Origin of the sequence: Burkholderia thailandensis E264, from assembly GCF_000012365.1 — a bacterium.
Lineage (GTDB): Bacteria > Pseudomonadota > Gammaproteobacteria > Burkholderiales > Burkholderiaceae > Burkholderia > Burkholderia thailandensis.
In genome coordinates this window covers 633596-648497 of sequence record NC_007651.1, presented here as the reverse complement: position 1 = coordinate 648497, position 14902 = coordinate 633596, and the positions used below count along the sequence as shown (strand labels likewise).

Sequence of the window (14902 nt, the reverse complement as noted above, 5' to 3'; positions counted from 1 at the left end):
GTCGCGGCACGCGCGAAGGCGACGTGCGGCATGCCGCCGCGCCGGCATCCGCGCGCGCGATGCGGCCGGCACGAGCCGCCGCGCCGCATCGCACCGCCTCAATGGCGCTCAGTCGAACTGCCGGAAATCCGGCTTGCGCTTCTCGAAGAACGCGGTGATCGCCTCGCGCACTTCGGGCGAGCGCAGCATTCTGCCGAACTGATCGCCTTCCTCCGACATCCGCGCGGCGATTTCCGTGCCGGCCCCCTTCTTGAGGAACGCCTTCGTCGCGCGCAGCGACGACGCCGGCAGCGCGACGAGCTTCGCCGCTTGCCCGGCCGCGAACGCGTCGAGATCCGCGGCGGGCAGCACGCGGTTCACGAGGCCGATCCGGTGCGCCTCGAGCGCATCGAACGGTTCGCCGAGCAGCAGCTTTTCCGCAGCGACCTGATGGCCGGCAACGCGCGGCAGCAGCAGGCTCGACGCCGCCTCCGGGCACAGGCCGAGCTGCGCGAACGGCAGCGACAACTGCGCGGTGTCGGCCGCGTAGACGAGATCGCAGTGCAGCAACATCGTCACGCCGATGCCGACCGCGACGCCCGCGACCGCCGCGACGATCGGCTTCTGCGCGCTCGCGATCTGGCGCAGGAACTGGAACACGGGCGCGTTCTCGTCCTTCGGCGGCGCCTTCATGAAATCGTCGAGATCGTTGCCCGCGCTGAAATTGCCGTCGCTGCCGCGAATCAGGATCGCGCGCACCGATTTGTCGTCCTGAGCGGCCGCGAGCGCGTCGGCCATCGTCTGGTACATCGCCGCGGTGATCGCGTTCTTCTTCGACGGACGCGCAAGCGTGATCGTCAGCACGCCGCCCGCGTTATCGACCTGGATATCCATTTGAGCCGTCTCCATGGCTGTTTTCACTCGATCAAAAAAAACGGTGCGCGAGCTCGCCGCCCGCGCACCGTCGTCATGCGTCGCGCGCTCCGATCAGAGCCGCTCGATGATGCCCGCCGCGCCCATGCCGGTGCCGACGCACATCGTCACCATCCCGTACTTCAGGTTGCGGCGGCGCAGGCCGTGCACGACGGTCGCCGCGCGGATCGCGCCCGTCGCGCCGAGCGGGTGGCCGAGCGCGATCGCGCCGCCGAGCGGGTTGATCTTCGACGGATCGAGGCCGAGATCGCGGATCACCGCGAGCGATTGCGCGGCGAACGCCTCGTTCAGCTCGATCCAGTCGATGTCGTCCTGCTTGAGGCCCGCCGCCTTCAGCGCAGCCGGAATCGCTTCCTTCGGGCCGATGCCCATGATCTCCGGCGGCACGCCGCGCACGGCGAAACTGACGAAGCGCGCGAGCGGGGTCAGGTTGAATTGCTTGAGCACCTTCTCCGACACGACGAGCAGCGCGCCCGAGCCGTCCGACGTCTGCGAGCTGTTGCCCGCCGTCACCGAACCCTTGTTCGCGAACACCGTCTTCAGCTTCGCGAGCCCTTCGAGCGACGTCTCCGCGCGCGGGCCTTCGTCGAGCGCGATCTCGCGCGTCCTCGTTTCGATTTCGCCCGTCGCGAGATTCGGGAAGCGCTCGACGAGCGTGTACGGCGCGATCTCGTCGTTGAACTCGCCCGCCTGCTGCGCGGCGATCGCCTTGCGGTGCGACTCGACCGAGAACGCGTCCTGGTCTTCGCGGCTCACCTTCCACTGCTCGGCGACGCGCTCGGCGGTGAGGCCCATCCCATACGCGATGCCGAAATCTTCACTGCGATCGAAGATGTGCGGCGACATCGACGGCTTGTTGCCCATCATCGGCACCATGCTCATCGATTCGACGCCGGCCGCGAGGATCGCGTCCGATTCGCCGACGCGGATGCGGTCCGCCGCCATCGCAAGCGCGGTGACGCCCGACGCGCAGAAGCGGTTCACCGTCACGCCGCCGACCGTGTTCGGCAGGCCGGCGAGCAGCGCGCCCATCCGCGCGACGTTCAGGCCCTGCTCGGCCTCGGGGATCGCGCAGCCGACGATCGCATCCTCGATCAGCTTCGTGTCGAATCCCGGCACCTGCGCGATCGCCGACTTGATCGCGTGGACGAGCAGTTCGTCCGGGCGCGTGTTCTTGAATGCACCGCGGGGCGCCTTGCCGATCGGCGTGCGGCTTGCGGCGACGATGTATGCGTCTTGCAGTTGTTTGCTCATTTGAGACTCCTGTCGACCAGAGTTGGCGCCTCAGCGCTGACTCTGGTCCCATGCCCTTGGGCGGTCGATCGCAGTTAGCGCCGTGGCGCTGACTCTGCTCCCATGCAAAGTTGTCCGCTCGGCTCGATCAGTTGCGAACCGGCTTGCCGGTCTGCAACATGCCCATGATCCGTTCCTGCGTCTTCTGCGTGCCGAGCAGGTCGACGAACGCGCGACGCTCCAGGGCGAGCAGCCATTCCTCGTCGACCGTGCTGCCGGCCTCGACGTCGCCGCCGCAAACCGCTTCCGCGATCCGGCTCGCGATCAGGAAGTCGTGGTCGCTGATGAAGCGGCCGTCGCGCATGTTGACGAGCTGGGCCTTGATCGTCGCGATCGCGGAGCGGCCGGCCACCGGGATTTCCTTCGCCTTCAGCGGCGCGCGGTAGCCCGCCGCCGCGAGGCCGCGCGCTTCCTTCTTCGCGACGTCGAGCAGTTCGAACACGTTGAACACGATCGTGTCCGACGGCTTCACGTAGCCCATCGCGCGCGCTTCGTACGCGGACATCGACACCTTCGCCATCGCCGCGTTCTCGAACGGCTTGGTCAGGAACTTGAGCAGCTCGCTCGTCATGCCCGCCGCCGTCGCGGCTTCCGCCGCGCGCAGCGCCGCTTCCTTCAGGCCGCCGCCCGCCGGCACGAGGCCGACGCCGACCTCGACGAGGCCGATGTAGCTCTCGACGTGCACGACGCGCTTCGCGCTGTGCAGCATCAGCTCGCAGCCGCCGCCGAGCGCGAGGCCCGACACCGCCGCGACCACCGGCACGTTCGCGTACTTCACGCGCAGCATGCCTTGCTGGAACTTCTTCACGAACGGCTCGATGCCCTTCGCGCCGCCCATCATGAACGCGGGCATCGCCTCTTCGAGGTTCGCGCCGGCGGAGAACGGGCCGCCCGGGTTGCCGAGCTTGAGCGAGCTCGGCTGCCAGATCACGACCGCCTTGTAGTCCCTCTCGGCGAGCTCGATCGCCTGCGCGAGGCCGTCGATCACGCCCGGGCCGATCGTGTTCATCTTCGACTTGAACGACACGATCACGACGTCATCCTCGCCCGCGCGGTCGTCGACCCACGCGCGCACCGAGTCCGTCTCGAACAGCGTCTTGCCGAACGCCTTCGGGTCGCGGCCCGCTTCGCCGAACACGGGCGCGCGGAACACCTGCTTGTCGTAGACGGACAGCGCGGAGCGCGGCACGAAGCGCTTCGCCGCAGGCGACCACGAGCCCTCGGCCGCGTGCACGCCGCCCTGCTCGGCAACGGCGCCTTCGAGCACCCATGCGGGCAGCGGCACGGTGGCGAGCGACTTGCCGGCCGCGATGTCTTCCTGCACCCACTCGGCAACCTGCTTCCAGCCTGCCGCCTGCCAGTCCTCGAACGGGCCCTGGCTCCAGCCGAAGCCCCAGCGGATCGCGAGATCGACTTCGCGCGCGTTGTCGGCGATCGACTCGAGGTGGATCGCGATGTAGTGGAACACGTCGCGGAAGACCGACCACAGGAACTGCGCGTGCGGATGCTGCGTCTCGCGCAGCAGCTTCACGCGCTCGGCAAGCGGACGCTTCAGGATGCGGCCGACGGTTTCGTCCGCCTTCGCGCCGGAGTCGACATAGGCGCCCGTCTTCGCGTCGAGCACCTTGATCGCCTTGCCTTCCTTCTTGTAGAAGCCGCCGCCCGTCTTCTGGCCGAGCGCGCCCTGCTCGACGAGCTTCGCGAGCACGGCGGGCGTCTTGTAGACCGCGAAGAACGGATCGTCGGCGAGGTTGTCCTGCATCGTCTTGATCACGTGCGCCATCGTGTCGAGGCCGACCACGTCCGCCGTGCGGAACGTCGCGGATTTCGCGCGCCCGAGACGGCTGCCCGTCAGATCGTCGACTTCGTCGAAACGCAGGCCGAACTTCTCGGCTTCGACGATCACGGCGAGGATCGAGAAGATGCCGACGCGGTTCGCGATGAAGTTCGGCGTATCCTTCGCGCGCACGACGCCCTTGCCGACGACGCTCGTCAGGAACGTCTCGAGCTGGTCGAGGATCTGCGGCTGCGTGTGCGCGGTCGGGATCAGCTCGACCAGATGCATGTAGCGCGGCGGGTTGAAGAAGTGCACGCCGCAGAAGCGCGCCTTCAGCTCGTCGGAGAAGCCTTCGGACAGCGCCGTGATCGACAGGCCCGACGTGTTCGTCGCGAAAATCGCGTTCGGCGCGATGTGCGGCGCGACCTTCTTGTACAGATCGTGCTTCCAGTCCATGCGCTCGGCGATCGCCTCGATCACGAGGTCGCATTCGGCGAGCTTCGCGATGTCGTCCTCGTAGTTCGCGGCTTCGAGATACTTGGCGTCGTCCTTCACGCCGAACGGCGCGGGCGACAGCTTTTTCAGGTTCTCGATCGCCTTCAGCGCGATGCCGTTCTTCGGGCCTTCCTTGGCGGGCAGATCGAACAGCAGCACGGGCACGCGCGCGTTGATGAGATGCGCGGCGATCTGCGCGCCCATCACGCCGGCGCCCAGCACGGCGACCTTGCGAATGTTGAAATTGCTCACGGGACTCCTCCGGATTGAGCCGCGCGGCGCCGACCGTAAGGGCGCGCACGGCGTGTGAGTGCGAATAATCGGTCGTTCGGGCGGCGTGCGTCGCGCGCCGCCCGGCGGTCGCGTCAGAACAGCGCTTCGTCGACTTCCATCATCGTCTTCGCGCCGGCGCGCGCGAGACGGATCGACGCCGCCGTTTCGGGCAAGAGGCGCGCGAAGTAGAAGCGCGCGGTCGCGAGCTTCGATTTGTAGAAAGGATCGCCCGACGCTTCGTTGTCGAGTGCGATGCGCGCCATCCGCGCCCAGAAGTACGAGAACACCAGGTGACCGACGGTGCGCAGGTACGGCACGGCGGCGGCGCCCACTTCGTCCGGGTTCTGCATCGCCTTCATGCCGATTTCCATCGTCAGCTTCTGCACCTTCTCGCCGATGTCGGCGAGCGGCGTGATGAATTCGGACATTTCGGGCTTCACGCCTTCCGCCTCGGCAAACTCGGCGACGATCTTGCCGAACTTCTTCAGCTTCGCGCCCATGTCGCCCAGCACCTTGCGGCCGAGCAGGTCGAGCGCCTGAACCGAGTTGGTCCCTTCATAGATCATGTTGATCCGCGCGTCGCGCACGTACTGCTCCATGCCCCACTCGGAGATGAAGCCGTGACCGCCGTAGATCTGCATCGCGTGGTTCGTGCACTCGAACGCGTTGTCGGTCAGGAACGCCTTGATGATCGGCGTGAGAAGCGCGACGAGATCCTCGGCTTCCTTGCGCACCGCTTCGTCCGCGTGCGACAGCGCCTTGTCGATTTGCAGCGCCGACCAGTACGTGAACGCGCGCGCGCCTTCCGCGTAGGCCTTCTGCGTGAGCAGCATGCGGCGCACGTCCGGGTGGACGATGATCGGATCGGCCGGCTTGTCCGGCGCCTTCGGCCCCGTCAGCGAGCGCATCTGCAGGCGCTCCTTCGCATACGTGAGCGAGTTCTGGTACGCGACCTCGGTGAGGCCGAGCCCTTGCATGCCGACGCCGAGACGCGCGGCGTTCATCATCACGAACATCGCGTTCAGGCCCTTGTTCGGCTCGCCGATCATCCAGCCCTTCGCATTGTCGAGGTTCATCACGCAGGTCGCGTTGCCGTGGATGCCCATCTTGTGCTCGATCGAGCCGCACTTCACGCCGTTGCGCTCGCCCGGCTCGCCCGACGCGTCCGGGACGAACTTCGGCACGATGAACAGAGAGATGCCCTTCGTGCCCTTCGGCGCGTCCGGCAGGCGCGCGAGCACGAGGTGAACGATGTTCTTCGAGAAGTCGTGTTCGCCGCTCGAGATGAAGATCTTGGTGCCGCTGATCGAATACGAGCCGTCGCCGTTCGGCTCGGCCTTCGTGCGCAGGATGCCGAGATCGGTGCCGCAGTGCGGCTCGGTCAGGCACATCGTGCCCGTCCATTCGCCCGACACGAGCTTCGGCAGGTAGAGCTTCTGCAGCTCGGGCGCGCCATGCGCGTGCAGGCATTCGTACGCGCCGTGCGACAGGCCCGGATACATCGTCCATGCCTGGTTCGCCGAGTTCAGCATTTCATACAGCGCGTTGTTGACGAACGCGGGCAGGCCCTGGCCGCCGTAATCGGGATCGCAGCCGAGCGCGGGCCAGCCCGCGTCGATGTACTGCTGATACGCTTCCTTGAAGCCCGTCGGCGTCTTCACGACGCCGTCGCCGACATACGTGCAGCCCTCGCGGTCGCCGACCTGGTTGAGCGGGAAAAGCACCTCCGAGCAAAACTTGCCCGCTTCCTCGAGCACCTGGTTGATCGTGTCGGCGTCGAGATCAGCATGCTTGGGCATCTGCTTGACCTCGGCTTCGACGTTCAGAAGCTCGTGCAACACGAATTGCATGTCGCGCAACGGCGCGGCGTACTGTCCCATGACTCTCTCCAAGATAAGGCAATCGGCTCGAGCTCCCCGACGGCGGTCGTGCCGCCGCTATCGGCTCTCGCTCTGGTACGAAACAATCGTCTTTTCAAGCGCGGCCCACGTGAGGCGCACCGCATCCGGCTGATGCAAGAAGCGTGCGTCGTGGTGCAGGCCGAGCGTGAAGCTGTACAACTCGAAGAGCATCAGGTTCGGATCGGTGTCCGGGCGCAGATGCCCCTCCTCCTTCGCTTGCGAAATGGCGCGCAGCAGCGCGGCGCGCCACGCTTTCACGCTCGCGATCAACTGCTCGCGCACCGCGCTGTCCGGGCGATCGTCGTATTCGACGGCGCCGCTGATGTAGATGCATCCCGTCGTCACCTCCTGGATGCGCTTCTCGATCCAGCGCGCCAGCATCGCCCGCAGGCGCGGCAAACCGCGCGGCTCGCGCAGGCTCGGAAAGAACACCTCGTTCTCGAAACGATGGTGGTACTCTCGCACGACTTCGACCTGCAAATCGTCGCGCGACCCGAAGTGCGCGAACACGCCGCTCTTGCTCATCTGCATGCGCTCGGCCAATAGGCCGATCGTCAGACCCTCGAGCCCGTCACGGCTGGCAAGGTCCAATGCTGCTTCGAGTATCGCGGCACGCGTCTGTTCGCCTTTTCGCATAGCTTTTAGTAACCGTTCAGGGTGATCGAATAAAATCGAACGGCCGTACTATTATTGAGTGCGGCCGTCGGCGAAACAAGGAAATTATTAGAAATCGGTTTCTAACCGTCCCCGCTATTTTGCAGGGTCGCGCGCCTCTGGAGGAGGCCCTGTGCAGGCCGCGGCGCGCCGTATGTGTAAGCGAATGCTTAGTCGTATCCGCCGACCGTCAGCAGCTTCATCGCACCCCGGTACGCGTTGTACGCGAACCAGTTCAGAAACCGCTCGACGGCGGGCCGCGCCGCATAGAGCGCGGGGTCGATCTCTCGGCCGTCGGCGAACGCGACGGCGATCGCGTCGCGCAGCGCGGCCGTCTCCTCGCGATGGCGCACGAGCACGACGTTCGCCTCGTTGTTCAGCATCAGGCTGAGCGCATCCAGATTCGACGAGCCGACGGTCGCCCAGTGATCGTCGATCACCGCGACCTTGCCGTGCAGTATCGTCTTGTCGTATTCGGCGACGCGCACGCCCGAGCGCAGCAATGCATGATATAGGAACGGCACCGCCATATCGAGCGACGCGAACTCGTTGCGCCCGAGCAGTATGCGCACATCGACGCCGCGCCGCGCCGCGCCGGCGAGCGCGCGCCGCAGCTTGCGCCCCGGCATGAAGTACGGGTTGGCGAGCAGGATCGACTGGCGCGCGCGGCCGATCGCCGCGAGATACGCCTTCTCGATCGCGCGGCGATTCACGACGTTGTCGCGCGCGACGAACGCGACGCTCGGCTCGGTCACGACGCGCAGCGCGCCCGCCTTCACCCAGCGGTGGCTGCGCATCCAGCGGCGAAAGCGCCCGGCGAACGCCGTGCCGTCCGCGCCGTGCGGCACATACTCCGCATAGCGCTTATGGCCGGCCGCGATCCGGTGCCATTGCACTTCGAACGCGGCGCGCACGTCGGCAACGGCGGGCCCTTGCAGCTCGAGCGCGAAATCCCAGCGCGGATACGGCAGGCGCTCGCCGTTCTGCTCGAAATCGTCGACGATGTTGATGCCGCCGCAGAACGCGTAGGCGTCGTCGATCACCGCGAGCTTGCGGTGCGTGCGCGAGAAGCCGAAGCGGCCGAACAGATAGGGGTTGTAGATCCGGTGCTCGACGCCTGCGTCCGGCCATGTGCCGAAGAGCAGCAGGCGCTCGGTGCCGATCCCGTCGGTAATGACGCGCACGTGGACGCCGCGCGCGGCCGCGCGGACGAGCGCGTCCGATACCGCGCGGCCGACCGCGTCGTCGCAAAAGATATAGGTTTCGAGCGCGACGCGCTCGCGCGCGGCGTCGATCCGCTCGATCAGCGCGGGAAAAAACGCCGCGCCGCCGTCACAGAGGCGCACCGCGTTGCCGGACGTGAACGCGAGCCGCGACGCGGACCCGCGCTCCTGCAGAAACATCTGCCGCAGTTGCGCGAGACGGTGCCGGGCCTTGCCGCTCATGCGGCGCGCGACGCGAGGCGCTCGGGCAGTTGCAGGATCGCCTCGGCGTTCGACGGCGAGTAGCAGCGCGCGGCCGCTTCGCGGTAAGGCAGCCACTGATAGGCGGTGTGCTCGCGCGGCGACAGCGTCACGTCGACGCGCGCCGGCACTTCCAGGCTGAACCAGTGCTCGGTGTTGCGGGTGACGCCGGGCGCGTAGCGGTGCAGGTACTGCGGATAGATCGCGTACTCGATCGCGTGATGCCAGTCGACGAGCGCGGCAGGCGGAATGCCCGGGCTGCCGACGACGATGCCCGTTTCCTCCGCGACTTCGCGCGCGGCGACCTGCGCGATCGGCTCGTCGAGCGCGTCTTTCGAACCGGTCACGGACTGCCAGAAGTCGGGCTGATCGGCGCGCTTGATGACGAGCACGTCGAGCGCGGGCGTATGGATCACGACGAGAACGGATTCGGGGATTTTCGGCGGCTTCGTCATCGGGATGTCATCGGCGCCAGCCCGCCCGACGCGGCGGGCAGCGCGGCACCGTCAAAAAACCATGGGGCGACTGTACCGCAAAAAACGAAAAGGGCGCATCGCGCGCCCTTTTCCCGCGGTTCCTTTCTGCGCCGGCCGAAGCCGATCGTCGCGCCGGGCGCGAGCCGTGCCGGCATTCCGATTCGGCAGAGGCCGGCGCGCGGCCGCGTTACGCCTTCGGCTGCTCCGGCTGACGCAGGCGGATGTGCAGCTCGCGCAGCTGGCGCTCGTCGACGGGGCTCGGTGCCTGCGTGAGCAGACACTGCGCGCGCTGCGTCTTCGGGAACGCGATCACGTCGCGGATCGAATCGGCGCCCGCCATCATCGTGACGATGCGATCGAGGCCGAACGCGATGCCGCCGTGCGGCGGTGCACCGTATTGCAGCGCGTCGAGCAGGAAGCCGAACTTCGCCTGCGCCTCCTCCGGGCCGATCTTCAGCGCGCGGAACACCTTGCTCTGCACTTCCTCGCGGTGGATACGCACCGAGCCGCCGCCGATTTCCCAGCCGTTCAGCACCATGTCGTACGCCTTCGCGAGGCAGCGGCCCGGATCGGTCTCGAGATATTCGAGATGCTCGTCCTTCGGGCTCGTGAACGGATGGTGCGCCGCGACGTAGCGCGCTTCCTCGTCGTCGTACTCGAACATCGGAAAATCGACGACCCACAGCGGCTTCCAGCCCGACTCGACGAGGCCGTTCGCCTTGCCGAACTCCGAGTGGCCGATCTTCAGGCGCAGCGCGCCGAGGCTGTCGTTGACGACCTTCGCGCGGTCGGCCGCGAAGAAGACGATGTCGCCGTCTTGCGCGCCCGTGCGCTCGAGAATCGCCGCGATCGACGCGTCGTGCAGGTTCTTGACGATCGGGCTCTGCAGGCCGTCGCGGCCCTTCGCGCGCTCGTTGACCTTGATCCACGCGAGGCCCTTCGCGCCGTAGATGCGCACGAATTCGGTGTAGCCGTCGATATCGCCGCGCGTGAGCTCGGCGCCCTTCGGCACGCGCAGCGCCGCGACGCGGCCGTCCTTCGTATTGGCCGGCGTGCTGAACACCTTGAAATCGACGTCCTTCATCGCGTCGGTGAGCTCGGTGAACTCGAGCTTCACGCGCAGGTCGGGCTTGTCCGAGCCGAAGCGCGCCATCGCTTCCGAATACGGCATCACCGGGAATTTCGCGTCGAGCTCGACGTCGATCGTCGTCTTGAAGATATGACGGATCATGTCCTCGAACAGATCGCGAATTTCCTGCTCGCCGAGGAACGACGTCTCGCAGTCGATCTGCGTGAATTCCGGCTGGCGGTCCGCGCGCAGGTCCTCGTCGCGGAAGCACTTCGTGATCTGGTAGTAACGGTCGAAGTTCGCGACCATCAGCAACTGCTTGAACAGCTGCGGCGACTGCGGCAGCGCGAAGAACTGGCCCGCGTTCACGCGCGACGGCACGAGGTAGTCGCGCGCGCCTTCCGGCGTGCTCTTCGTCAGCATCGGCGTTTCGATGTCGATGAAACCCTGCTCGTCGAGATACTTGCGCGCCTCGATCGCGACGCGGTAGCGCAGGCGCAGGTTGTGCTGCATCTGCGGACGGCGCAGGTCGAGCACGCGGTGCGTGAGGCGCGTCGTTTCCGACAGGTTGTCGTCGTCGAGCTGGAACGGCGGTGTGACCGACGCGTTCAGCACGGTCAGCTCGTGGCACAGCACCTCGATCTTGCCGCTCTTCAGGCCGGCGTTGACCGTGCCTTCCGGACGGTTGCGCACAAGCCCCTTCACCTGCACGCAGAACTCGTTGCGCACGCCTTCGGCGGTCGCGAACATCTCCGCGCGATCCGGATCGCAGACCACCTGCACGAGGCCTTCACGATCGCGCAGGTCGATGAAGATCACACCGCCGTGATCGCGGCGGCGCTGCACCCAGCCGCACAGCGACACGGTTTGGCCCAGCAGGTGTTCGGTCACGAGACCGCAGTATTCAGTTCGCATCGACATGATGTTTGCTTTCTTTCGTAGTGGTCAACGGGAAGAGCCGCACTCTCTCCCGGGCATTACATCGGCGGCTCGACGGGACGGCGCGCCGGCGCGGCAACGGGCGCCGGGGGCGCGACGACGCCCATCGAGACGATGTACTTGAGCGCGGCGTCGACCGACATGTCGAGCTCGACGACCTCGCGTTTCGGCACCATCAGGAAGAAGCCGGACGTCGGATTCGGCGTCGTCGGCACGTAGACGCTCACGTGCTCTTCCTTCAGGTGATTGACCACGTCGCCGCCGGGCGTGCCGGTGAGGAACGCGATCGTATAGGAGCCGCGGCGCGGGTACTCGATCAGGAGCGCCTTGCGGAATGCGTTGCCGCTGCTCGACAGCAGCGTGTCCGACACCTGCTTCACGCTCGTGTAGATCGGCCCGACGACGGGAATGTGCCGCACGACCACGTTCCACCAGGTGACGAGCTTCTGGCCGATGAAATTCTGCGTCGCGAGCCCGACGACGAAGATGAACGCGAGCGTGAGCACCGCGCCGATCCCCGGCAGCCGGAAGCCGAACAGCTTCTCCGGCTGCCACGAAGCGGGCAGCAGAAGCAGCGTCTGATCCATCGTGCCGATGATGAGCCCGAGCACCCACAGCGTGATCGCGAGCGGGACGAGAACCAGGAGTCCGGTTAGAAACACCGATTTGAGGGTCGTCTTTTTCATCATCTGCCGTCGAAAAATCGCGCCGGTACGTCAAGCGCGGGATGCGCCGCCGACACGGGCGGTGCGGCGGTCAAGTGCTGCTCGCGGGCGCGGCGGCGGCAGGCGTGGACGCCGCCGGCGCGCTCGCCGTGCTGTCCGCGGCGGCGGGCGTCGCCGCCTTCTCGCCGCTCGCCTTCTCAGCGCTTGCCTTCTCGCCGCTCGCGGCGGGCGCGCTCGCGCCGCCCGAGCCGCCTCGGAAGTCGGTCACATACCAGCCCGAGCCCTTCAATTGGAACCCGGCCGCCGTGACCTGCTTGCGAAAAGCGTCCTTCCCGCATTCCGGACACTGCGACAGCGGCGCGTCGCTCATCTTCTGAAGCACATCTTTCGCGTAACCGCACGCTTCGCAACGATAGGCGTAGATCGGCATGGTATTTTCCCGCAGAAACGTATAAAAGGCTTGCAAAGCCTTGAATTATAGCCGAAAGGCGGGCGCGCTCCGGTGCCGCGCGCGGCACCGCTACGAGCGGCGCCACGCGAGCCAGCGCTCGCGTCCGGCGAACACCGGCAGCGAATCGGCAACGGGCTCGTCCTCGACGAGCTCGAAGTTCGGCGAAAGCAGCGCGTCGAGCTCCGCGCGCTCGATCCCGAACGGCGGCCCCTTTGGCGTCGCGCCAATGAAGAAGAAGCCGGCGAGGAAGCCGCCCGCCGGCAGCAGCTCGGCCACGCGCCGCGCGTAGTCGGCGCGGCGGCTCGTCGGAATCGCGCACAGGAACGCGCGCTCGTAGATCCACTGCGGGACGAACGGCGGCACGTACGCGAAGAAATCGGCCTGCTCGACGAGCGCGGCATCTGCACCCGATTCGCGGCGCGCGGCAGCGACCGCCTGGGCGGAGAAGTCGATCGCGCGCACGGGCCAGCCGGCGCGCGCGAGCCAACGCGCCTCGTACGCGCTGCCGCAGCCGGGAATCAGCACGGGGCATCGCGGATGCCGCGCGGCGAATGCGGCGAACGCGTCCGGCACGCGCGCGCTGTCCCACGGCGTCACGCCCCGCTCGAAGCGCTCGTCCCAGAACGACGCGTCGCCCGGATCGCGCGACGCGAAGTTCGCGGCCGACGGGGCGGGCGGCACGGAAGACGGGGCCAACGCGGCCCGTGCGGGCTGCACGTCCGCGGACGGCGGACTTGCCGGACTCGCCGGTTGCGCATCGCCCGCCGCCTGCACGGCCGCGTCACCTTTGTTCGCTTCGCTCGTCATGCCGTCGCTCCGCCTCGTAACCTTATCCTTCATTCACCCTTCGTCCGCAGGCTGCGCCGCCCGCCGAGCGCATCCGCCCGCCGATCCGCGCGTGCCTCGCGCGCCGTGTCGCACGCTCCGCCGCGAGCCCGGCCGCGGCCTCACCCACCGTACGCGATGACGATCAGCACCCGCGCGATCACCGCGCCCGCGCCGACCGCGAGCCCGAACACGAGCAGCGCCTGCAGCAGCCGGTTGGTCCGCCTCTGCTCGACGAGAATCTGCCGGATCAGGTCGTCGCTGATCGCGCGCGGCGCCTCATGATGCGAGAGGAGCGCCTGATGCACGAGGCGCGGCAGTTGCGGCAGCGTCTTGCTCCATTGCGGCGCCTCGACCTTGAAGCGCTCGTACCAGCCGCGCAGCCCGATCTGCTCGGCCATCCAGCGCTCGAGGTACGGTTTCGCGGTCTTCCACAGGTCGAGCTCGGGATCGAGCGAGCGGCCGAGCCCCTCGACGTTCAGCATCGTCTTCTGCAGGAGCACGAGCTGCGGCTGGATCTCGACGTTGAAGCGGCGCGACGTCGAGAACAGCCGCATCAGCACCTGGCCGAGCGAGATATCCTTCAGCGCGCGGTCGAAGTACGGCTCGCAAACCGCGCGGATCGCGCTTTCGAGCTCCTCGACGCGCGTGTCGGGCGGCACCCAGCCGGATTCGAGGTGCAGCGTCGCGACGCGGTGATAGTCGCGCTTGAAGAACGCGAGGAAGTTTTGCGCGAGGTAGTTCTTGTCGAAATCCGACAGCGCGCCGACGATCCCGAAGTCGAGCGCGATGTAGCGCCCGAAGTGCTTCGGATCGAGGCTCACCTGGATATTGCCCGGGTGCATGTCCGCGTGGAAGAAGCCGTCGCGGAACACTTGCGTGAAGAAGATCTCGACGCCTTCGCGCGCGAGCTTCGGAATGTCGACGCCCGCGGCGCGCAGCGTGTCCACCTGGCTGATCGGCACGCCCGTCATCCGCTCCATCACGAGCACGGAGGGCGTCGAGTAATCCCAGAACATTTCCGGCACGAGCAGCAGATCGAGCCCCGCGAAGTTGCGGCGCAACTGGCTGCCATTCGCCGCCTCGCGCATCAGGTCGAGCTCGTCGTGCAGGTACTTGTCGAATTCGGCGACGACCTCGCGCGGCTTGAGCCGCCGGCCATCCGCCCACAGGCGCTCGGCCCAGGTCGCGATGTCGCGCATCAGCGCGAGATCGGAATCGATAACGGGCAGCATGTTCGGCCGCAGCACCTTGACCGCGACCGCCTTGCCCTTGTGCTCGCCCTGCTTGAGCTTCGCGAAGTGCACCTGCGCGATCGACGCGCTCGCGACGGGCTCGCGCTCGAACTCGTCGAACAGCTCGTCGATGCGCGCGCCGAGCGACTTCTCGACGATCGCGATCGCAACGGCCGAATCGAACGGCGGCACCTGATCCTGCAGCTTCGCGAGCTCGTTCGCGAAATCGACGGGCAGCAGATCGCGCCGCGTCGACAGCACCTGGCCGAACTTCACGAAGATCGGCCCGAGGCTCTCTAGCGCGCGGCGCAGCCGCACCGCGGGCGGATCGGCGAAGCGCCGGCCGATCGTCGTGATGCGCAACAGGAACTTCACGCGAGGGTTTTCGATGCGCGACAGCATCACCTCGTCGAGGCCGAAGCGGATGACGGTAAAGACGATTTTGACGAAACGGAAAATGCGCATGCCTCGCGG

Annotated in this window: 12 protein-coding genes; all 12 read right to left on the bottom strand. The window is 67.0% G+C overall.

Annotated features, from left to right (window positions below):
- Nucleotides 1-108: 108 nt before the first annotated feature.
- Nucleotides 109-873 (bottom strand): enoyl-CoA hydratase, encoded by a 765-nt coding sequence (locus BTH_RS15085; protein WP_009892928.1) that lies wholly within the window; start codon nucleotides 871-873, stop codon nucleotides 109-111.
- A 93-nt stretch (nucleotides 874-966) separates the two neighbouring features.
- Nucleotides 967-2166 carry an acetyl-CoA C-acyltransferase gene (locus BTH_RS15080; protein WP_009892929.1) on the bottom strand — a complete coding sequence of 400 codons (1200 nt, stop codon included), beginning with the start codon at nucleotides 2164-2166 and terminating at the stop codon, nucleotides 967-969.
- Between the two features lie 127 nt (nucleotides 2167-2293).
- Nucleotides 2294-4729 (bottom strand): 3-hydroxyacyl-CoA dehydrogenase/enoyl-CoA hydratase family protein, encoded by a 2436-nt coding sequence (locus BTH_RS15075; protein WP_009892930.1) that lies wholly within the window; start codon nucleotides 4727-4729, stop codon nucleotides 2294-2296.
- 113 nt (nucleotides 4730-4842) lie between these two features.
- Nucleotides 4843-6630, bottom strand: coding sequence for an acyl-CoA dehydrogenase C-terminal domain-containing protein (locus tag BTH_RS15070; RefSeq protein ID WP_009892931.1), 1788 nt, complete (start codon nucleotides 6628-6630; stop codon nucleotides 4843-4845).
- A gap of 57 nt (nucleotides 6631-6687) precedes the next feature.
- Nucleotides 6688-7287 carry a TetR/AcrR family transcriptional regulator gene (locus BTH_RS15065; protein WP_004189774.1) on the bottom strand — a complete coding sequence of 200 codons (600 nt, stop codon included), beginning with the start codon at nucleotides 7285-7287 and terminating at the stop codon, nucleotides 6688-6690.
- A gap of 188 nt (nucleotides 7288-7475) precedes the next feature.
- Nucleotides 7476-8750 (bottom strand): cardiolipin synthase ClsB, encoded by a 1275-nt coding sequence (gene clsB, locus BTH_RS15060; RefSeq protein WP_009892934.1) that lies wholly within the window; start codon nucleotides 8748-8750, stop codon nucleotides 7476-7478.
- Nucleotides 8747-9223 carry a dihydroneopterin triphosphate diphosphatase gene (gene nudB / locus BTH_RS15055; RefSeq protein WP_009892936.1) on the bottom strand — a complete coding sequence of 159 codons (477 nt, stop codon included), beginning with the start codon at nucleotides 9221-9223 and terminating at the stop codon, nucleotides 8747-8749. The genes clsB and nudB overlap by 4 nt, the downstream gene beginning before the upstream one ends.
- A 208-nt stretch (nucleotides 9224-9431) precedes the next feature.
- Nucleotides 9432-11234, bottom strand: a complete 1803-nt coding sequence (aspS, locus tag BTH_RS15050; RefSeq protein WP_009892937.1) for an aspartate--tRNA ligase — start codon at nucleotides 11232-11234, stop codon at nucleotides 9432-9434.
- 56 nt (nucleotides 11235-11290) lie between these two features.
- Nucleotides 11291-11941 carry a DUF502 domain-containing protein gene (locus BTH_RS15045; RefSeq protein WP_009892939.1) on the bottom strand — a complete coding sequence of 217 codons (651 nt, stop codon included), beginning with the start codon at nucleotides 11939-11941 and terminating at the stop codon, nucleotides 11291-11293.
- A 67-nt stretch (nucleotides 11942-12008) separates the two neighbouring features.
- Nucleotides 12009-12347, bottom strand: a complete 339-nt coding sequence (locus BTH_RS15040) for an FmdB family zinc ribbon protein (RefSeq protein WP_009892940.1) — start codon at nucleotides 12345-12347, stop codon at nucleotides 12009-12011.
- 90 nt (nucleotides 12348-12437) lie between these two features.
- The gene (locus tag BTH_RS15035) at nucleotides 12438-13208 is read right to left on the bottom strand and encodes a methyltransferase domain-containing protein (RefSeq protein ID WP_025404067.1); all 771 of its coding nucleotides are present in this window, start codon (nucleotides 13206-13208) and stop codon (nucleotides 12438-12440) included.
- Between the two features lie 107 nt (nucleotides 13209-13315).
- Complete coding sequence (gene ubiB, locus BTH_RS15030; RefSeq protein ID WP_009892942.1) at nucleotides 13316-14893, bottom strand: ubiquinone biosynthesis regulatory protein kinase UbiB; 1578 nt, start codon at nucleotides 14891-14893, stop codon at nucleotides 13316-13318.
- Nucleotides 14894-14902 lie beyond the last annotated feature (9 nt).